Source organism: Flavobacteriales bacterium, assembly GCA_020635795.1.
In the GTDB taxonomy this organism is placed as follows: Bacteria; Bacteroidota; Bacteroidia; order Flavobacteriales_E; family Vicingaceae; genus Vicingus.
The window spans coordinates 289,451-308,790 of record JACJZD010000001.1 but is presented as its reverse complement, the minus strand read 5'-3'; the positions used below and the strand labels follow the sequence as shown (position 1 = coordinate 308,790).

General features: G+C 34.0%; 20 protein-coding genes and 1 pseudogene. 11 read left to right on the top strand and 10 right to left on the bottom strand.

The features are described from left to right. Nucleotides 1–70: 70 nt before the first annotated feature. The 3 genes from hemE to H6589_01340 all read left to right on the top strand — a co-directional run bounded on the left by hemE (nt 71) and on the right by H6589_01340 (nt 2,366). The gene (gene hemE / locus H6589_01350) at nt 71–1,108 is read left to right on the top strand and encodes a uroporphyrinogen decarboxylase (protein MCB9173233.1); all 1,038 of its coding nucleotides are present in this window, start codon (nt 71–73) and stop codon (nt 1,106–1,108) included. A 5-nt stretch (nt 1,109–1,113) separates the two neighbouring features. Continuing rightward, the gene (locus tag H6589_01345; protein ID MCB9173232.1) at nt 1,114–1,404 is read left to right on the top strand and encodes a hypothetical protein; all 291 of its coding nucleotides are present in this window, start codon (nt 1,114–1,116) and stop codon (nt 1,402–1,404) included. A gap of 101 nt (nt 1,405–1,505) precedes the next feature. Beyond that, entirely contained in the window at nt 1,506–2,366 is an 861-nt protein-coding gene (locus H6589_01340) for a ChaN family lipoprotein (protein MCB9173231.1), read from the top strand. Between the two features lie 104 nt (nt 2,367–2,470). Here H6589_01340 and H6589_01335 read toward each other — a convergent pair whose 3' ends face one another. Further along, nucleotides 2,471–4,402: an ABC-F family ATP-binding cassette domain-containing protein gene (locus tag H6589_01335; protein MCB9173230.1), complete on the bottom strand. Its 1,932-nt coding sequence runs from the start codon at nt 4,400–4,402 to the stop codon at nt 2,471–2,473. 91 nt (nt 4,403–4,493) lie between these two features. On the opposite strand from H6589_01335, the gene H6589_01330 reads away from it, so the two are divergent. Both H6589_01330 and H6589_01325 read left to right on the top strand, forming a co-directional pair. Beyond that, a complete protein-coding gene (locus H6589_01330; protein ID MCB9173229.1) occupies nt 4,494–4,883 on the top strand; it encodes a DUF983 domain-containing protein in 390 nt (129 codons plus the stop codon). Next, a complete protein-coding gene (locus H6589_01325) occupies nt 4,867–5,517 on the top strand; it encodes a dienelactone hydrolase family protein (GenBank protein ID MCB9173228.1) in 651 nt (216 codons plus the stop codon). The genes H6589_01330 and H6589_01325 overlap by 17 nt, the downstream gene beginning before the upstream one ends. Here the strand turns inward: H6589_01325 and H6589_01320 are convergent. Beyond that, the gene (locus H6589_01320; GenBank protein ID MCB9173227.1) at nt 5,514–6,518 is read right to left on the bottom strand and encodes a glycosyltransferase family 9 protein; all 1,005 of its coding nucleotides are present in this window, start codon (nt 6,516–6,518) and stop codon (nt 5,514–5,516) included. The genes H6589_01325 and H6589_01320 overlap by 4 nt on opposite strands. A 141-nt stretch (nt 6,519–6,659) precedes the next feature. On the opposite strand from H6589_01320, the gene H6589_01315 reads away from it, so the two are divergent. From H6589_01315 to H6589_01300, 4 genes are all read left to right on the top strand, one after another. Further along, entirely contained in the window at nt 6,660–7,643 is a 984-nt protein-coding gene (locus H6589_01315; GenBank protein MCB9173226.1) for a bifunctional phosphoglucose/phosphomannose isomerase, read from the top strand. A gap of 112 nt (nt 7,644–7,755) precedes the next feature. Next, the gene (gene lipB, locus H6589_01310; GenBank protein MCB9173225.1) at nt 7,756–8,490 is read left to right on the top strand and encodes a lipoyl(octanoyl) transferase LipB; all 735 of its coding nucleotides are present in this window, start codon (nt 7,756–7,758) and stop codon (nt 8,488–8,490) included. After that, the gene (locus tag H6589_01305; GenBank protein MCB9173224.1) at nt 8,477–9,625 is read left to right on the top strand and encodes a serine hydrolase; all 1,149 of its coding nucleotides are present in this window, start codon (nt 8,477–8,479) and stop codon (nt 9,623–9,625) included. The genes lipB and H6589_01305 overlap by 14 nt, the downstream gene beginning before the upstream one ends. 18 nt (nt 9,626–9,643) lie before the next feature. Further along, complete coding sequence (locus H6589_01300; GenBank protein MCB9173223.1) at nt 9,644–10,249, top strand: hypothetical protein; 606 nt, start codon at nt 9,644–9,646, stop codon at nt 10,247–10,249. A 61-nt stretch (nt 10,250–10,310) separates the two neighbouring features. Here H6589_01300 and obgE read toward each other — a convergent pair whose 3' ends face one another. From obgE to H6589_01275, 5 genes and pseudogenes are all read right to left on the bottom strand, one after another. Beyond that, the gene (obgE, locus tag H6589_01295; protein ID MCB9173222.1) at nt 10,311–11,300 is read right to left on the bottom strand and encodes a GTPase ObgE; all 990 of its coding nucleotides are present in this window, start codon (nt 11,298–11,300) and stop codon (nt 10,311–10,313) included. A 19-nt stretch (nt 11,301–11,319) separates the two neighbouring features. Beyond that, a pseudogene (locus H6589_01290) lies at nt 11,320–12,458 on the bottom strand (adenylate kinase). A gap of 78 nt (nt 12,459–12,536) precedes the next feature. Then, the gene (locus H6589_01285; protein MCB9173221.1) at nt 12,537–13,076 is read right to left on the bottom strand and encodes a lysophospholipid acyltransferase family protein; all 540 of its coding nucleotides are present in this window, start codon (nt 13,074–13,076) and stop codon (nt 12,537–12,539) included. 9 nt (nt 13,077–13,085) lie between these two features. Continuing rightward, nucleotides 13,086–13,475 carry a hypothetical protein gene (locus H6589_01280; protein ID MCB9173220.1) on the bottom strand — a complete coding sequence of 130 codons (390 nt, stop codon included), beginning with the start codon at nt 13,473–13,475 and terminating at the stop codon, nt 13,086–13,088. Nucleotides 13,476–13,488: 13 nt separating this feature from the next. Beyond that, nucleotides 13,489–14,502, bottom strand: a complete 1,014-nt coding sequence (locus H6589_01275; protein ID MCB9173219.1) for an SRPBCC family protein — start codon at nt 14,500–14,502, stop codon at nt 13,489–13,491. Nucleotides 14,503–14,670: 168 nt separating this feature from the next. Between H6589_01275 and H6589_01270 the strand changes: the two genes are divergently transcribed. Together H6589_01270 and H6589_01265 are read left to right on the top strand one after the other, a co-directional pair. Continuing rightward, nucleotides 14,671–15,660, top strand: a complete 990-nt coding sequence (locus H6589_01270; GenBank protein MCB9173218.1) for a peptidoglycan DD-metalloendopeptidase family protein — start codon at nt 14,671–14,673, stop codon at nt 15,658–15,660. A gap of 4 nt (nt 15,661–15,664) precedes the next feature. After that, a complete protein-coding gene (locus H6589_01265) occupies nt 15,665–15,994 on the top strand; it encodes a hypothetical protein (GenBank protein MCB9173217.1) in 330 nt (109 codons plus the stop codon). Here the strand turns inward: H6589_01265 and H6589_01260 are convergent. From H6589_01260 to H6589_01250, 3 genes are all read right to left on the bottom strand, one after another. Continuing rightward, entirely contained in the window at nt 15,984–17,453 is a 1,470-nt protein-coding gene (locus H6589_01260) for a hypothetical protein (GenBank protein ID MCB9173216.1), read from the bottom strand. The genes H6589_01265 and H6589_01260 overlap by 11 nt on opposite strands. 33 nt (nt 17,454–17,486) lie before the next feature. Then, nucleotides 17,487–18,866, bottom strand: a complete 1,380-nt coding sequence (locus H6589_01255) for a hypothetical protein (GenBank protein ID MCB9173215.1) — start codon at nt 18,864–18,866, stop codon at nt 17,487–17,489. A 102-nt stretch (nt 18,867–18,968) separates the two neighbouring features. After that, the gene (locus H6589_01250) at nt 18,969–19,322 is read right to left on the bottom strand and encodes a hypothetical protein (GenBank protein MCB9173214.1); all 354 of its coding nucleotides are present in this window, start codon (nt 19,320–19,322) and stop codon (nt 18,969–18,971) included. Between the last annotated feature and the right edge of the window lie 18 nt (nt 19,323–19,340).

Genomic DNA, 19,340 nt, shown 5'->3' with positions numbered 1-19,340 from the left:
GCGTCGCCATTAAATTATTAAAATAACCAAGACGGATAATTATCCGTCTCTACATTAAGAAATATAAAACATGACACCATTCAACGATAATTTTTTAAAAGCTTGTAGAAGAGAAGAAACTCCTTACACTCCACTTTGGTTAGCCCGTCAAGCGGGACGATACCAAAAAGAGTACATGAAAATAAAGGAAAAATACAGCATTATAGAAATCAGTACCATACCTGAGGTTAGTGCAGAAGTTACGCTTTTGCCTATCAATCAATTTGAATTGGATTCAGCCATTATTTTTTCGGATATTTTAATTCCGCTAGGACCAATGGGGATTAGTTTTGAATACAAAAAAGGCTACGGTCCTTTAATTCATAACCCTATAAGAACTGTTGCTGATGTAGAAAAACTTAAAGTGGTTGACCCAGCTACAGAAATGTGGTACACTGGAAAAGCATTAACCATTTTAAAAGGAGAATTAAACGTTCCTTGTATTGGTTTTGTTGGTGCTCCGTTTACGTTGGCGAGTTATATGATTGAAGGTGGCCCTTCGAAAAATTACGAAACCATGAAAGCTTTTATGTACAACGAACCAAAAGCTTGGCATTTGTTAATGGATAAATTGGCTACCGTAATGGCAAATTACCTTAACTTTCAAATTGAAAGTGGAGCTATGGTGGTGCAAATTTTTGATAGCTGGGTGGGTGCTTTAGATGTTGATGATTACAACGAATATGTGTATGCTCATGTTGAAAAAATGATTCACATCATTCGTAAAAAACACCCAACCACTCCAATTATTTCTATGGGTGTAAATTCTTCGCATTTAATACCAAGTTTACGTAAGGCTAAACCTGATGTTATTGCTATTGATTGGAAAACAGATTTAGCAAAAGTTTGGAAAGACTTAAATTACGAAGTAGCCGTACAAGGTAATTTAGACCCAACAGCATTGTTTGCCGATTGGAGTATAATTGAAGCAAAAACCAAAAAATTATTGGATTCGGTAAAAGGAAAACCAGGGCATATTTTTAATTTAGGGCATGGTATTTTACCAGGTACTCCTGTTGAAAACGTAAAACAACTTTGTAAGTTTGTTCATGAGTATACGAGAAAATAATTTTAATGAGTAATCTTTTCACATACATATTAGAATTTAATGAAGGTACTTTTGTCAAACAAGTTCATGGCATAAATTCTACTGATTCCACTAAGATTTGGTTAAAAGATTTGTTAATGGATTCAGAAATTGAATTTATAAACAACCAAAACTATCAAACAATTTATAAAGAACTTTTTGATGATAATAACTTTCTTCCTATTCAATTAAAATCAGTGAAAAATGTATGGTGTTTTACTTTTTTAATAAAAGAAAGTTTGGCTCTAGTCAACATTATCAAAACTGAACAAAATTAATTCACTATTTTTTCACCTGTTCATAACTCCACAATAATTTTTTTTGGATGTTAAGAGAAAGAAAAATTACATTTGCTCCGCAACTAACGAACTAATACACAATGAATTTCAAAAAAATAATTGCACCTATTTTGGCACTCTTTTTATTTGCGTTTTGTGCCGAAAAAGAAGCTTTTGAGGTGTTTAACGACATAGGCAAAAAATCGAGCTACGGTAAAATCTTAAAAAAAGCCGAAGAAGCCGATATCATTTTATTTGGCGAATTACACAACAACCCAATTAACCATTGGTTGCAATTAGAACTAACCAAAGACTTACATGCAAAAGTTTTAGACGGCTTAGTTTTAGGAGCAGAAATGTTTGAAGCTGACGACCAATTGATTATCAACGAATACTTGGGAGGACATTACAACTACGAAATATTTAAAAAAGAAGCAAAAGTTTGGCCAAACAACACTACCGACTACCAACCATTGTTAGATTTTGCTGTTGCCAACCAATTGACTTTTGTTGCCACCAACATTCCTCGCAGATATGCCAACATGGTATATAAAGATGGGTTCAGAGCTTTTAACGATTTAAACGACGACGCAAAAAGATACATTGCTCCATTACCACTTAAGTATGACGAGAAATTACCAGGTTACGCCAACATGAAAAAGATGGCTGGTGGTCATGGAGGAGATAATTTACCAAAATCGCAAGCATCGAAAGATGCTACCATGGCACATTTTATACTTAAAAACTGGAAAAAAGGAAGAACATTTTTACATTTTAATGGATCATACCACTCCAATAATTTTGAAGGCATTATGTGGTATTTAAAACAAGCCAACCCCGATTTAAGAATTCTAACCATAAACTGCGTAGAGCAAAAAGAAATTGAAAAATTAGAAACCGAATACGAAGGCACTGCTCACTTTATTATTGCTACACCTGAATCGATGACGAAGACACATTAAACGATTTGTCACTCTGAGCCTGTCGAAGAGTTGACACTTAACCTCAATAGATTGCGGGTCAAGCCAGCAAAGACGTATAGGTTAAGCCCACAAAGACATAGAAATTAATTCAGTTTGTTTTTCAACTCTTCTTCTTGCAATTGGTTTTCTTCCCAATCTGTCATCACTTGTTCAAGTTCTTGCTTGGTAGCATTGTATTGTTCCAATAAAGCATCAGAATATTTAGTTGGGTCATGCAAATCATTGCTCAACTCCTCAATTTTAGCTTCCAATTCTTCTACTTGATTTTCAAGTTTGTTAATCTTATTTTGAGTTTTTTTCAAGTCTTTCTCCAATTGCTTTTTTTCCTCAAACGAAAGTTTATTTTCGGTAACAACCTTCTCAACTTTAGCAACAACTTTTACATTTTGCTCAAATTCTCTAATGCTATCTACCTTTTTAGATTTTAAGAAATCGTAAACGCCACCCAAGAATTGTTTCACTTTTCCATCTTTAAACTCATACATTTCTTCAACTAATCCATCTAAAAAATCCCTGTCGTGAGAAATAACCACCAACGTTCCATCGTATTTTTTCAAGGCATTTTTCAACACTTCTTTCGAGCGAATATCTAAGTGGTTGGTTGGCTCATCCAGCACCAATAAATTTACCGGTTCTAACATTAGTTTACACAAAGCAACCCTTGCTCGTTCGCCCCCAGAAAGCACTTTAATTTTTTTGTCGGCTTCTTCGCCTCCAAACATAAATGCTCCTAATAAATTTCGAACTTGTTTACGGATTTCACCGTGAGCACATTGGTCAATCGCTTCAAAAACAGTCAATTCTTTATCCAATTCCTCTGCTTGGTTTTGAGCAAAATACGATAGGTTTACGTTATGTCCTATTTTCAATTCACCTTCGTGCTCTAGCTCTCCAACAATAATTTTAGTCATGGTGGTTTTACCTTCACCATTCTTTCCTACAAAGGCAATTTTTTTACCTGATTCAATAAAGAAATTGGCATCGTCGAACACTTTTTTATCGCCAAATGATTTACCCACCCCACTTGCTTCTACTACCACTTTACCCGAACGAGGGGCTGGAGGAAAATAAAACCTCATCGAAGCAGTATCCTCTTCGTCAATTTCTATTCGGTCAATTTTATCCAATTGCTTAACTCTACTCTGAACTTGAACAGCTTTCGATGCTTTCGATCTAAATCGTTCAATAAACTTCTCGGTATCTGCAATTTGTTTTTGTTGATTGGTAAAAGCAGCAATTTGTTGTTCTCTTCGTTCTTGTCGTTGTTCTAAATATTTAGAGTAATAAGTTTTATAATCGTAAATCTTACCTAACGAAATCTCAATGGTTCTATTCGTTACATGGTCCAAAAATGCCTTATCGTGAGAAATTAACACTACAGCACCATGATATACTTTCAAGAAATCTTCCAACCACTGAATCGATTCAATATCCAAGTGATTGGTAGGCTCATCGAGCAACAACAAATCGGATTTGGTTAACAAAATTTTAGCCAACTCAATACGCATTCTCCAACCCCCACTAAACTCGTCGGTTTGTCGAGTAAAATCTTTTGGCGTAAAACCCAATCCTTTTAGAATGGTTTCCACATCAGCATCTACTGTAAAACCACCAATAATAGATAAGCGCTCATTGCAATCATTCAAATGATTCAACAAATCCATATAGCTGTCCGATTCGTAGTCGGTTCTAGTCTCCAATTGATGATTGATATCCTCAATTTTCGCATTGATTTCGTTTACCTCCTTAAAAACCGATTTCGTTTCTTCCAGCACAGTTTTACCATGGCTAAAATCCATGTCTTGAGGCAAATAACCAAATGTAAAATCGGCAGGGGTAGAAACATTACCACCATCCGATTGATTTACACCTGCAATAATTTTGAGCATGGTAGATTTTCCAGCTCCATTTTTACCCACCAATCCAATTCTATCTTGCTTATTAATTAAGAAAGATACTTTGTTAAATAAATAACGTTCTCCAAAATGTACTGTTAATTCATTAATTCCTACCATGTCGCGAAATTACCGAAAACTTAATTTATACAATTCCATTTTAACCTCTCTATTTTGATAACTTTGTATTTTATTTAAAACTCTTCTATTCATGCCCAATATTGTTTCAAGTATTCTCACGTTTAAATGCCCAAAATGCAGAGAAGGAGATTTGTTTTGCAACAAAAGTTCGTACCAATACAAAGGTTTTTTTGACATGCCAAAAAATTGTCCAAAATGCAACCAAGATTTCCAGATAGAAACGGGTTTTTATTATGGCGCCATGTACATGAGTTATGCATTTACCATAGCCATTATTGTTGCTGTTTTTGTTGCCATGGTAATTTTTGATGTATTCGAAATCAATCGTTTTTTAATTGTTGATTCTATTGTATTGATACTTGTTCTTCCTTATATTTTTAGACTATCTCGCTCAGCGTGGATTAGCTTAATGATAAAATATGACCCAAAAGCCATTGAAAAACATGAACAAAAAAAATAGTTTAGTTGTTGATAAAACAGCCACCTATTTTACTCTAGGTAATATTAAAACGGCCAAAACCATTTGGTTTGTTTTGCATGGCTATGGTTATTTGGCAGAGTTTTTTATTAAAAAATTTGAGCCGATTACAAATAACGAAACTTGTGTAATTGCCCCTGAAGCGTTATCTCACTTTTATTTAGATGGTTTCTATGGTAAAGTTGGTGCTAGCTGGATGACCAAACACAATCGTGAAGATGAAATTGTTGACTACATCAATTACCTCCAAAAACTATATGATTTTGTTTTATCAGAAAACAATAAAAATTGCACTAAAATAAATGTTGTTGGATTTTCACAAGGAGGAGCAACCGCGTGTAGATGGTTTTCTGCTAAGAAATTTACTTGTACAAATTTTATCTTGTGGGCGAGTGTCTTTCCTGATGATGTGGAGTTCAACCTTGCTCAAAGTGAAACCAAACTCTTTTTAATTTATGGAACTCAAGACGAGTTTTTAACCGAAGAACGCATGTCGAGATTAAAAAAGCAAATACTAGAATCAAAAGTAGCATGCAAAGTGATTACTTTTGATGGAAAACACGGTATACCTAAAGATGTTTTGATTGAAGAATCGGTAAAAAACGTTTGGAATTAACCATTATAAAACCCTTTAACAGCATTTATAATTTTTGCATTTTCTAAATCTACCATACATTTAAAATGCTTTTTCGGACATTTATCGTAACCAATTTTCGAGCAAGGTCGACAGTTTAAATTTTTGTTTTCTATAATAACAAATTTTTCAGGGTTCTTAGGGTAATACGGATACATTCCAAATTCAGGAATGGTATTTCCCCAAACCGAAACAATGTTCACTCCTAAAGCAGCTCCAATGTGCATCAAGCCAGTATCAGGAGTAATCAAAACTTTGCTTTGTTGTATGATTGATGCCGATTGATTTAAAGTATAGTTTCCGCAACCCACAAAAGCCAAATCACCAACTTTTTGTCGAATAAAATTGGCTGATTCCACATCCTCTTTTCCTCCCAACAAAACCACAGACAAATTAAGTTGCTGTATAATTTCACAACATTTTTCTAAAGGTATTTTCTTTGTGTTGTGTTGTGCCCCGATTGCAAAACTCACATATCCATTTTGGTGAGTAACAGGCAATGTTTTCAAATCCACTTTATCAGCATCAGGAATATAATATTCCAAACCATCCTTATCGTTTTCTACACCTAACACCTTGGTTGCATTTAAATAACGCTCAACAATATGAATGTTTGGTAATTTATTCACTTTAAAAGTAGTCATCAACCATTTTTGGTAATTCAACTTCTCAAATGCAAACGATAAAACTTTTAGCTTTTTAATGACCCTTTTCGACCGAAGGTTTTTGTGTAAATCAATAATGTAATCATAACCTTCATTTTTCAGCTCTTCAATTACTTCGTTGGTACTTTTATCAATGCCTAATACTTTAGAAATTCTTGGGTTAGAAAGTAAAATGGATTTGTATTGATTTTTCGTTAAATAATGAATTACTACCTCTCCATCGAGTTGTTGTTGTAAACAACGAATCACAGGCGTAGTCAGCACAATGTCGCCTATTGAACTAAACCGAATAATTAATATTTTAACCGCATTACTCAAATTCAATCACAAATATAAAAATATTAACCCGTTGCGATTCCTTTATAAGCAACTACTTTAACCTGAAATTAATTTAATTCGGAACGCTATAATACTAGTTTTTATTACTTTTACTTTTTGACTAGACTATAACACTTACGCATGAAAGGATTAATTGAAGATTTTACTAAACATTTAGCTGAGTCTATTGCCATTTGCAACCAGACCAATTTAAAGAAAACAGATAAGAAAATTGAATCTGTTTTAATTTGTGGATTAGGTGGTTCAGGTATTGGTGGAACTGTTGTTTCTCAAATTGTAGCAAACGATGCCAATACCCCAATAGTAGTAAACAAAGACTATAAAATACCTGCTTTTGTAAATAAAAACACCTTGGTTATTTGTAGCTCTTACTCTGGAAACACTGAAGAAACGTTGGAAATGTTGGCTCAAGCTGAAGCAAAAGGTGCTGAAATTGCTTGTGTAACTTCTGCTGGAAAATTAGAAGAAATTGCTAATGCAAAAAATTACAACCTAATAAAAATACCTGGAGGAAATCCTCCAAGAGCAGCTTTTGGATTATCGTTACCTACTATTTTTCATTTTTTAACCCACTACAATGTGGTGAATAAAAATTATTTTGAAGATTTTGCTACAAGCATTAAAAATATAGATGCTGACGAACAAAACATCATTATCGAAGCAAAAAAAATAACCGAAAAACTTTACAAAAAAATACCAGTGATTTATTCTGATGCATGGTTTGAAGGGGTTAGCATTCGCTTTCGTCAGCAAATTAACGAAAATGCAAAAATGCTTTGCTGGCACCATGTTATACCTGAAATGAATCACAACGAATTGGTTGGTTGGACAACTAAAAATGACGATTTAGCTGTAGTTCTTTTCAGAAACGACGATGATTATTTCCGCACACAAAAAAGAATGGAAATAAATAAAACTGTTTTTGAAAAATATACTTCAACCATTTTAGAAATATACTCAAAAGGTAAAAATCGTTTAGAACAATCTTTGTATTTAATTCATTTAGGCGATTGGATTTCTTATTATTTAGCAGAAAAAAATGGGGTGGATGTTACAGAAGTTGACATTATTACACATCTAAAAAACGAGTTGTCGAAAATTTAATTGGTTTTTTTGTCATAGTGAGCCTGTCGAACTATAAACAAAAAACTTATATATACATCTTTAATCTAATACACTTCGACTAGCTCAGTGTGACAAACTCTAAGTATACAAAATGCAAGAAGTATTTTTTAAAGATTTAGGATTAATTGACTATAAAGAAGCTTGGGATTTTCAAGAAACACTTTTTAAAGCCAATGTTGATGCTAAAATTGAAAACAGAAGAGCAGATAAAACGGTAACCCCAACCAAAAGTCATTTAATTTTTTGCGAACACCCGCACGTTTATACGCTTGGTAAAAGTGGTGATGAAACCCATTTACTACTTTCTGAAACCATGCTCAAACAAAAAGGTGCTACCTATTACAAAATAAATCGTGGTGGCGATATTACATACCATGGTCCAGGACAACTAGTAGGCTATCCTATTTTAGATTTAGACTTCTTTTTTACCGATATACACAAATACCTCCGCTATTTAGAAGAAATGATTATTTTAACATTGGCTGAATATGGTATTGAAGCAGGAAGATACGAAGGCTATACTGGCGTTTGGTTAGATGCCGACAATCCACTAAAAGCTCGTAAAATTTGTGCTATGGGTGTACGATGTAGTCGCTGGGTAACTATGCACGGTTTTGCATTTAACATCAATGCCAATTTAGACTACTTTAACAACATTGTACCTTGCGGGATAACCGACAAACAAGTTACTTCGTTACAAAAAGAACTTAATCGTGAAATTGACGTAAACGAGGTAAAAGAAAAATTGAAAAAACACTTTTGTAACTTATTCGAAGCTAAACTATTAACTAACAACCAGCAAACTCAATCTTATGAAAACAGTTAAAAAAATTCTCGTTGGTTTAATCATCTTCCTTGCATTAGCATCATCTATCATCTTTTTAACAGGCAACAAACATTTGTTTAAAGCCATTGCAACAACCTATTTAGTTGGAAAAACTGGCCCAAGCATTGACGAATACGACATTTTTGAAAACAGAACAGTTGAAATTGGTACACCTCAGCCATGGGCAGTTAGTTCGAGTTACAATAAAAAAAATAACGAAAAACTTCATCAACAAATTGAAGCATTAAACCCTGCAGCTTTTTTAGTAATAAAAAACGATTCCATTGTTTTTGAAGAATATTGGGATGGATACAACGAAAACTCACTAACCAACTCGTTTTCAATGGCGAAAAGTTACATAGGTATGTTGATAGGAATTGCGTTAGATGAGGGTAAGATAAACAGTATTGAAGACCCCGTTGCAAACTATTTACCATTATACAAAGACCACCCAGAATTAACCATCAAACATTTGTTAACCATGAGTTCGGGTATAAACTTCGACGAAAGTTACACCAGCCCTTTTGGACACATGGCAAAAGCTTATTATGGCAAAGACATTGAAAAACTAAACGAAAATTACACCGTTACAGAAACTCCAGGAGAGATTTTCAGATATTTGGGTGGTAACACCATTATCCTTTCGTTTATTTTAGAAAAAGTTACCGGACAAACCGTTTCGGAATACATGAGCGAAAAAGTTTGGCAACCACTTGGCGCTCAAAACCCTGCATTGTGGAACCTCGACCACAAAGATGGTAAAGAAAAAGCTTATTGTTGTTTCTACTCAAACGCTCGAGATTTTGCTCGTATTGGTAAACTTTACCTCAACAAAGGTTTATGGAACAATCAACGTATTGTTTCTGAAGACTATGTAACAGAAAGTACTTGCCCTGCTTATTATTTAAAAGATGGCAACGGCAATTTGGTTGATTATTACGGTTACCAAATTTGGACAACCTACTACAAAGACATGGATATTTTCTTTTTTAGAGGCATAAAAGGACAATACACCATAGTTATACCTGATAAAAACATGATTGTGGTTCGTCTTGGGAAAGAACGCTCAAAAGAGTTTGTAAACAACAACCCAAGCGACCTTTACACCTATATTGATTTTGCTTTGGAACAGTGAAATCTAAACTAGTATTTTATGAAATCAGTTATTGAAGATAAAAAATTAATTCAGAAAAAAGGCAGAGATTTTCGCAATTATGAAATTCTTGAAGATGGAGTATTATTTGAATACAAAAATGAGGGTAACTATCTTAAATACAAGATTCCTTTTGATGATATTGAATTCAATGAAATTATCAACAACAAAAAACCCAATAGAAATGAAGTTATTTTGTTTGCATCTGTGATAATAAATATCTCATTGTTTCTTTTCATTTTAATGGATAACCAAATAACACAACCACTATTGAGTGCTATACTATTTGGTATGTTAGGTAGTATAAGTTTATGGGCTTCAAAAATTTTAAAAAAAGAATCTATTAAATTTCTTGAAGGGAAACAAAATCTTAGCTTTTTTTACTCAAAAGATGACGAAGAAACTGTAGATAATTTTATACACTTATTACAAGATGCTAAGAAAAATCATTTTAGACAAAAAAACCTAAAAATTGATGAGTGTGTTCCGACAGAAATTCAAAAATCTAATTTCCTGTGGTTGTATCGATCTAATCAAATAACTAAAGAAGAATACGAAGATTTAATAACTCAATTAGATAATTTAAGAATTATTAAAGGAGACTAAATGGAAATAATCAAAATAGATTCCTGCCTTCGCAGGAATGACGTAGTAAATCAAAAAAAAACTACTCGTTAATTTTTTCCCAAAGCAAATCTTTCAATTCCATTAACCCTTGCTCGGCTACTGATGAAATAAATATAAAAGGAACTTTTGGTAAATCCTTTTTAATTTCTGCTTTTAGTTCTTCGTCTAACAAATCAGCTTTCGTTATGGCTAAAACCCTACTTTTATCCAATAAATCAGGGTTAAACTGAGTTATTTCGTTTAATAAAATTTTATATTCGTTATTGATATCATCGCTATCAGCTGCAATCATAAAAAGCAAAACCGCATTACGCTCTATGTGGCGTAAAAAACGAATTCCTAAGCCTTTACCTTCGTGTGCTCCTTCAATAATACCTGGTATATCAGCCATTACAAACGAACGGTAATCGCGGTAAGGAACCATCCCTAAATTAGGTACTATGGTTGTAAACGGGTAATCAGCAATTTCGGGTTTTGCAGCCGACAACACCGACAACAATGTTGATTTACCAGCATTCGGAAAACCTACCAAACCAACATCAGCTAAAACTTTAAGCTCCAATAATTTCCACCCTTCTTCACTATCTCCACCGGGTTGCGCATACATCGGCGATTGGTTGGTAGATGATTTAAAATGGTCGTTTCCTTTACCACCACGACCACCTGGAACTAAAATAAACTCCTGACCATCTTCTGTTATTTCACAAATAACTTCTCCAGTTTCCGGATCTTTTGCAATTGTACCTAAAGGCACATTTACATAAGTATCTTCACCTTCAGCTCCTGTACTACGAGATTCTCCTCCGGCTTCACCATGTCCTGCTTTAACATGTCGCTTGTATTTTAAATGCAACAATGTCCAAAGATTTTTATCGCCTTTTAAAATAATATGCCCGCCACGACCACCATCACCACCATCTGGCCCTCCTTTAGCTTCATACTTCTCTCTACGAAAATGTCTAGAGCCTGCTCCTCCTTTTCCAGAACGGCAATGAATTTTTACGTAGTCGATAAAGTTTGTGATAGCCATGATTTATTTTCTCTCGTATCTAGTTACTGGTTACTTGTGAGTGTTTTTCAATTGCCTCTGACAATCTTTTAAAGATGATATCAATATCACCTACACCATTAATTTTTTCAAATTTTCCTTGAGCAGCATAAAAATCGGCAACAACTGCAGTTTGTTTGTTATACACTTTTATTCTGTTTGCAATAATGTTTTCGTCGCTATCATCAGCTCTACCGCTATCTTTTCCTCTCAACAACAACCGTTTAATCAATTCGCTTTCTTCCACATCTAAGGCTAACATTACCGTAATTTCGGTAGCTTTCGACTCTAAAAAAGTAGCTAATGCTTCTGCCTGAGGCGTAGTTCTTGGAAATCCATCAAAAATATACCCTTTAGCTAATGGGTTTTTATTTACTTCCGATTCTAACATGGCAATGGTTACCGTATCAGGAACCAACTCTCCTTTATCCATGTAACTTTTGGCAAGTTTTCCCAATTCTGTTTCACCTTTAATGTTGGCTCTAAAAATATCGCCTGTTGATAAATGGCACAAGTTATATTTTGCAATAAGTTTTTCTGCTTGTGTTCCTTTTCCTGCTCCCGGAGGTCCAAATAATACAATGTTCAACATACTCTTTACTTTTATTGATTTAACACATAAATTGAAGAAAGGTTTCTTCCATAGCCATCATAATCCAAACCATATCCAACAACAAAGTTGTTAGGTATTTCTTTTGCTACAAAATCAATGTTAAAGTCTTTTTTGTATGCTTCTGGCTTGTATAAAAGGGTGGCTATTTTTAAACTTTTTGGATTTTTTTCTTCAATAATTTGATATAATTTCTCTAAGGTATTTCCCGTATCTACAATATCTTCAACTATAATCACATCCTTACCATCTAAACTTTCGTTTAAACCGATTAGTTGATTTACAGTCCCTTTGCTTTCAGTTCCTTCATACGACGCCAACTTTACAAACGAAACCGAACATTCTAAATCTATCGATTTCATTAAATCGCCCATAAACATAAACGAACCGTTTAATACTCCCAAAAACAATGGTGATTTCCCTTTATATTCGTGATTGATTTTTTGAGCTACATTTTTTATTAATTGTTGTAACTCTTGCTCGCTTATATAGGGTTTAAACGATAAATCTTTTATTTTGATTGTTGCCATAAAAAAAATTGGACTGCAAATGTAATTATTTTAACTGTCGGTTTATAGGATAAACATCATAAAGCACAATAAACCGAGCTATCTCACTCCTTGTTCAGGGAAACGACCTTTCTTGGTTCTATAAAAATCCAAAATGGTTTTCATGTCTTCATCAATATTACCTGAAGGATAGATGTGAGGTCCTATGCCTGCTGTTCTAGTCGAATAATCTACATATCCCATAACAATAGGCACTTTGGCTTTTAGAGCAATGTAGTAAAATCCTTTTTTCCACTCTGGGTTGTATTTTCTTGTTCCTTCAGGTGTAACCAACATTACCAATTCCTCTCTATTGTTAAAGGTTTTAACAATTTCCTCTGTCATTTTAGTGTTTTTAGCTCTATTAACAGGAATTGCTCCAAGCGATTTTAACAACAAATTCATTGGAAAGAAAAACCATTCTTTTTTGATGAAAAATTGAACTGGAATTTTATAAATAAAAAAGTATAACCTCCCATAAAAAAAATCCCAATTACTCGTATGTGGAGCTCCAATAATGACAAATTTTTTAAACTGTGGGAGTTCTCCAACAATTTTCCAACCTAAAATTTTAAATATGAAAGCTGCTAATTTTGACACGAATAGATATTACTTTTTTCGCTCAATAATGTAGTGAGTAATAATTAAGGACTCTCCTTTTATGGTATTGATATCAACCAAATGAAACCCATTGGCTTTTAGGTCATTTAATATCGCAACAATAGCATTCATACCATCAAACCCTTTTGAAAGCAATTCAGCTCCTTCATTATTACCTGTAAAAAGTGCTAATCGAGCCAAACTTGAACTACCTCCTTCAATTGTTCTAAACTCATCTTCGTTATTCAGTCTAACTTCTAAAACAGCATAATCGCCTTTTTTGGTTAAACTTTTAAGTTTACCTACTACGTTTAAAGGTTCTTGAGCTTTAAGCGTTAATCCTGATAGGAGAAAAAAACCGATTAAAAGAGTAGCACTGATACTGATTAATTTATTCATACTGCAAAGGTATTTAATTTATTGGAAAATATATCTCTGTTACCCATTTATCAGGGTTTTGTTCAATTGATGGGTCAACGATGTACAATTCCCAAGGAGCACCAATCACTTGAACTTCATTTTTTCTCATCCATTCGTTAATACTAAAATACGTTTCTGGAATTCTATCGTAAGCACCATAATGAGTAGCCATTACAACATTTCCAGGTTTTATTTTATTCAATTTAATTCTACTACTATTTACGCCAATAGAATCCTCTAACAGTAATCCTGCCTCGATGTCAACAAGGGTATCTGTCCAAGAATGATAAATTACCAAAGGTGGCAAATCATCTGAAATCTTATTTTTTTCCATGTACATTCCAATTTCAGAAAACAACTTTGAATGTATTGTTGCTATTGCTCGCCCATCAACAAGTTCTCTAATCGATAGAAACCAAAGTGGTTTTTCTATTTTTTGCTGGGTAACAATTCCACTATTAATTTTTGGCAAATTTTCGGTGAAGGATTTTAGTTTTTGAAGTCCTTTTTCAAGATCTTCAGCCAATTCGTCTTCTAAAAAAAGACCAAACCATTTAGAAATAGGGTTAAATCCAAAATCGAAATTTATACCCCAAGTTACCTCAACAACATCTTCTTTTTGCTGAAAATTCCAATATGAAAGCACATCTCCTGTTCCAAAATCAAGAGACAATTCTACTAAATCAAAAGGTTGTGATTTAGTTATTTTCATAGTCCCCTCTCCAACACCATCATCCTCACTAGCCCAACTGAATGTTGCTCCAACCCCACTCGAAGGAACAGAGAAATTATCTTTTTTTGTATAAATTGACGCATCTTTTTCTGCCCAAACCGACCAATTTTTCCAGTTTTTTAATTCATCAACCTGATGAAAAACCATATCAGCAGAAGCATCAATAGCTATTTTACGTTCAATTTTTAGTGCTGATGGTAAAAAAAATGAGAAGAAGAATAAGAGTAGTATAAACCCAAGAAAAACAAGAGAAAATCGTTTCAGAAAACTCATAAAATGACAAATAATTTAAGGTTTATAAAAGTAATGTTTTAAGTTATTTATCCAAAAGATTGTTCTATTCATTTTACAAATGATTGGCGATTTTATGATTTTTTACTATATTGCTCTCCCTTTTCAAAAAAATTGATGCAAAACTTGCATAAAAATATACTCTTTTTAATGTTGCTTTTCGCAAGCCTTACTTCTGTTTTTGCAGAAAATAGTGATGAGGAAAACAACACAAAGAAAGATACGGTTAGTGCGCTAGTGATTACACCATCCAATCCAATGTACGATAATTTATCCAGCATGTCTGGAGATGAAATCATATCATTGATTGATTCATTATTAGATCAAAAAATGATTCCAAAAGGTTTACTGAAAGAGTTAAATGCTTATGTTGAAGAACGATTAACTGAACATGATTTTTATATTTCGTTAACTAATTTTTACGAAGACACCCCTATCCCTTCGAATTCGATGTACGACAATTGGGATACAGAACACATTTCACCATACGACGATGAGCTTTCTGCAAACGACACAAGTGTAATGTTAACACTTGTTGACATTGAAAATCTATGTGACTTTGTAATGCCCATACCCGATCCGGTTATCACTTCAAATTTCGGATATAGAGAAGGCAGGAGTCATAATGGAATTGATTTAGATTTGCAAGTTTGGGACCCAGTTGTTGCGTCGTTTGACGGCATGGTTAGAATAGCATTAAAACATCCTGGATACGGAAGAGTTGTTGTTATACGTCACTACAACGGATTGGAAACCCTATATGCACATTTACATCGATTAAAAGTACAACCAGGCGATATTGTTGAGGCTGGACAAGTTATTGGACTAGGAGGGAGTTCTGGTCGATCAACAGGTAGTCACCTGCATTACGAACTGCGTTTTAAAGGAAAACCACTGAACCCAAAACACCTTATTTCTTTTAAAGAAAACAAATTGATAAGTGATGCTGTTGAGCTTAAAAGACAAAAACATACTTTTGCAGCATTACCCGTTGGAGTTGAATACCATACCATTGAGCGTGGTGATTTTATGTTTAAAATTGCCAAACGATATGGTATAACTGTAAAAGAATTGTGCGATTTAAACGACATGAGAAAAAGTTCTGTTTTGCGAGTGGGTAAAACGTTAAGAATTAAATAACCACATGATTAACATTACCAACTACAACGAACACCCCACACGAAAAGCATATACCATTTTTCACTTTTTCAATAAAGAACGTGCCGATTATTTTGAACAACTTTTAATGGAACAAAACATTTGGTTTGAAGCTGATATTGACGAAACACCTGAAAAAACGACCTACTTTTTTGGGGTAAGAAACTCTAACTTAACTGATGTATACAAGATTAATTACTTGGTAAATGCAAAATTTAGGAAGCCATCAATTTCAAGCAAACCGCTTCGAATTATTATCTATTTAATAAGCTTAATTCTTTTAATACTAGGTATTTTAGGCTATCTTAAAACCTAAATCCTAATGTAAAAGTGATGTAATGATCACGTAAATCGGTACTCGCAAAATCATTATTTTCTGCAACTATAATGGTTTGACTGTTGTACATTTTTAAAGCATAAGCCACATCAAAATAATAATCGTCTTCTTTTATACCCAACCCAACCGAATAAGTTGAAGCATTTTGATTTCCAGAAAAGGCACTGTTAATAGGGTTTCCTTGATAACGATAACCTGCTCTAACTCTAAACGGATCTAACCTCCACTCAGAACCAACTCTTACATTTTGAGTAAGATTAAAGTTGTTTCTAATGTTTTGATTTTCGGTTGAAAAATCATAACCATCAGTACCCAAACTATTATCGCTATTTAATCGGGCAGTAGAATAATCTACCAATTCGTAATCGGCATTAATTACACCATACTCCCCTACAACAAAAGCTAAACCACTTATAAATCGATACGGAGTGGTTAACATATAATTGTAAGTGCCATTTGGCGTAGAATTATCGTAAGTAGTACCATTTTTCATTTCAGATTTGATTGTTGAATTATAACTATCGGTTAACCCATAAAGCGTAGGGGTATGAAATGCAACACCAACTCTTGCCCAATCGGTTACTTTATAAATCAACCCTAATTTCAAATTAAACCCAGCACCCGTAGTTTTAACATAATCGTGATAATTGAACGATTTAAAATCAGAAAGCGTATCATTATCGGCAACCGTTTCGGTGTAATTTTTATCGTACACATACCTTACTGTAGGTATTCCCATTGTAGCACCAACAAACAATTTATCGTTGTAATTTCCTCCAAACGTAAAAAAGATTTCTCCAGAACCACCTCTTGTCTCGTATCGAGTAGATTGAGCAATGTTCTTAGAATTTTGAAAAACATTATCATATTTTAATGAATCGGCCAATGTTGGGTTTACCAAATAGGTTTGATAAGCCATGTTTGAACTGAAAGGATATAAAGCCTCAATATCTCCATCGTAAGTACCCGAACCTTGATTCAATTCGTTGGTGTATTTCGTCAACATCGAAACGTCTGTAGTTCCTTTTGACGAAATACTTGTATTATAGTTTCCAGTTCTATTATAACCCATACCAAAACTTACGCTCTCCCAATTCCCGCTAGAACCAAAGTTTCCAACAATACCAATATTAGAAAAATGAAAATTTAATTTTCCATCACTCAAGGTATTTCCATCTTGCTTGGTATCCGTAAAATTATAATGAAATGCTGGGGTAAAAGAAAAATCTGAACTTTTATAAACCCCTATACCACCTGGATTAACACTTAACGAAGCCATATTTGCTCCCAAAGCACCAAACGAACCTCCCATTGCATTAAATCTTGCATCACCAAAAAACTCTAAGTTTGAATATCTTAATGCATCAAATTCGTTTTGTGCAACTGTAAATTGAATCAATCCAATAGTAGAAGCCAACAATAAACCTAACTTTTTCATCCTCTTTAATTTTTTTACCTATTCAATTATTATTTATCTTGGTCTTCTACCTCCAGAACCTCCGCTTCCACCTCCAGATGGAGCAGAACCTCCTCTGTTATAACTATTACCCGATGGTCGACTATACGAATTACTCGGTTTTGACTGACCATTATTATTTGGTTTACTATAAGTTGGAGGTGTTGTAGGGTTTGAATATGTTCTTGGTTTTGGAGGTACAACATTTGGTGTTCCTTCATTTCTTGGTTGTCTTGGCTGATTATAGGTCGGCTGACTAGAAGGTGTAGAAGGGTTTGTTGTTCTCGGCTTTGGAGGAATAACATTGGGTTCTGATGTTGTTCTTGGTGAAGGAGAAAAACTACCTGGTTCATTATTCATTCTAGGTTTAGGGTTTACACTCGGACCATCGGTCGAAGTTCTAGGAACAACCACAGGACTAGTTTGATTGTAAGGATTTGGACGCGGCTGAGATCCTCCTACATTCGGATTCCCTGTATTATTTCTAGGAGTGGAATTGATTTGACCAGCTCCATTTAATGTTCCGCCAGTTGCTCTTGGCCCATTAAGATTACCTGAATTATTATTTAATGTATTACCTCTAACAGCGGTTTCATACTTCTCTCCAAATGTTTTTGTTGGACCAACAGGTCTTGGTATACTATTTATGGTTGCCATTGACGAGCCACTTGGTCGTCCTCCACCACTACCATATCCTGCATAGCCTGAAGAACCTCCTCTATGTCCATAATAATGGCTATTTCTATCATAACTGTTGTAGTAATTTCCAGCATAGTAGCCATCCCAATAACCATGATTATATCCTGACCAATATGAATTTCCATACCAACCATAAGGTCTGTTCCAACCCCATCCCATCGTATTCCAGCCCCAGCTAGTGTACCAACCACCCCACGACCAGCCTACATTCCAACCCCATGGGCGAGGATACCACCAACCATAACTGGTATATACACTTACTCCATAATTGTATGGATTGTAATCGTACCAATAATAATTGGTATAACAGTTATCGTAATAACCATACCCAGCATAAGGTCTATGGAATCTTCTTATACGAGAAGAATATTCATAATCATAATATTCATTGTTGTAGTCATAGTTATCACCATTGTAATAATTATTAGTAATTCTAGTATTACCATTTTCATCTTCAAAATACGTGGTAGAATCGGTAATACCCATACGTTGATTGTATTGAGCTTCTTTTTCGGTTTGTTTCTTATCATAATAATAATCGGTAGCCGTAGAATATTGGCTATCGTTTATTTTTTCATCCACAGGCGAAATGGTTACTTCTTTTGATTTTTTCTTTTTAGAAGGGTAAAAATCATCTTGTGCAGAAACGTTACTTATAGCAGCTATCAGCGCTATTGGAAGTATTATTTTTATCATCTTTTTCATATTAAATCCTCCTCTAAATTTTACTATTGGACATTTGTTAATGAAATGTTAAATTCATTCGTGATTAGTAAAAAGACAAATATCATGCCATAACTATTGTAAAAAAGTGGCAAAAATGAATACAGCATTTACAAAAACATCAAAAACTACATTGGTAATGAATGCAGCTCGCTCTCTTCTATCTCTCTTTTCCTCTTGAGTTTCTTCGTGTACTTCCTCTTCCTTAACCGCATCAACTGCATATTTCTTGTTATCATAAACTACACTTCTATTTTCAACATCATAATAATCTTCGGCAGTAGAATAAGAGCCAAAATCAACACTATCTGTTTTAACAACAGCATTTTCTGCTTCTTTTTTATTACTATAAAACTCATCTTGAGCCAAGATATTATTACTAATAATTGAAAAAAAAGTAAGAAGGAAATAAATTAGAATTGTTTTCATATCGGACCAATTTTTAGG

What these genes read in the sequence shown, in the direction of transcription:
- H6589_01270 (MCB9173218.1), top strand. Translation starts at nt 14,671, where the DNA reads ATGTTGCTTTTCGCAAGCCTTACTTCTGTTTTTGCAGAAAATAGTGAT.
- H6589_01315 (MCB9173226.1), top strand. Translation starts at nt 6,660, where the DNA reads ATGAAAGGATTAATTGAAGATTTTACTAAACATTTAGCTGAGTCTATT.
- H6589_01250 (MCB9173214.1), bottom strand. Translation starts at nt 19,322, where the DNA reads ATGAAAACAATTCTAATTTATTTCCTTCTTACTTTTTTTTCAATTATT.
- hemE (MCB9173233.1), top strand. Translation starts at nt 71, where the DNA reads ATGACACCATTCAACGATAATTTTTTAAAAGCTTGTAGAAGAGAAGAA.
- H6589_01260 (MCB9173216.1), bottom strand. Translation starts at nt 17,453, where the DNA reads ATGAAAAAGTTAGGTTTATTGTTGGCTTCTACTATTGGATTGATTCAA.
- obgE (MCB9173222.1), bottom strand. Translation starts at nt 11,300, where the DNA reads ATGGCTATCACAAACTTTATCGACTACGTAAAAATTCATTGCCGTTCT.
- H6589_01335 (MCB9173230.1), bottom strand. Translation starts at nt 4,402, where the DNA reads ATGGTAGGAATTAATGAATTAACAGTACATTTTGGAGAACGTTATTTA.
- H6589_01255 (MCB9173215.1), bottom strand. Translation starts at nt 18,866, where the DNA reads ATGATAAAAATAATACTTCCAATAGCGCTGATAGCTGCTATAAGTAAC.
- H6589_01305 (MCB9173224.1), top strand. Translation starts at nt 8,477, where the DNA reads ATGAAAACAGTTAAAAAAATTCTCGTTGGTTTAATCATCTTCCTTGCA.
- H6589_01275 (MCB9173219.1), bottom strand. Translation starts at nt 14,502, where the DNA reads ATGAGTTTTCTGAAACGATTTTCTCTTGTTTTTCTTGGGTTTATACTA.
- H6589_01330 (MCB9173229.1), top strand. Translation starts at nt 4,494, where the DNA reads ATGCCCAATATTGTTTCAAGTATTCTCACGTTTAAATGCCCAAAATGC.
- H6589_01280 (MCB9173220.1), bottom strand. Translation starts at nt 13,475, where the DNA reads ATGAATAAATTAATCAGTATCAGTGCTACTCTTTTAATCGGTTTTTTT.
- H6589_01325 (MCB9173228.1), top strand. Translation starts at nt 4,867, where the DNA reads ATGAACAAAAAAAATAGTTTAGTTGTTGATAAAACAGCCACCTATTTT.
- H6589_01265 (MCB9173217.1), top strand. Translation starts at nt 15,665, where the DNA reads ATGATTAACATTACCAACTACAACGAACACCCCACACGAAAAGCATAT.
- H6589_01345 (MCB9173232.1), top strand. Translation starts at nt 1,114, where the DNA reads ATGAGTAATCTTTTCACATACATATTAGAATTTAATGAAGGTACTTTT.
- lipB (MCB9173225.1), top strand. Translation starts at nt 7,756, where the DNA reads ATGCAAGAAGTATTTTTTAAAGATTTAGGATTAATTGACTATAAAGAA.
- H6589_01300 (MCB9173223.1), top strand. Translation starts at nt 9,644, where the DNA reads ATGAAATCAGTTATTGAAGATAAAAAATTAATTCAGAAAAAAGGCAGA.
- H6589_01340 (MCB9173231.1), top strand. Translation starts at nt 1,506, where the DNA reads ATGAATTTCAAAAAAATAATTGCACCTATTTTGGCACTCTTTTTATTT.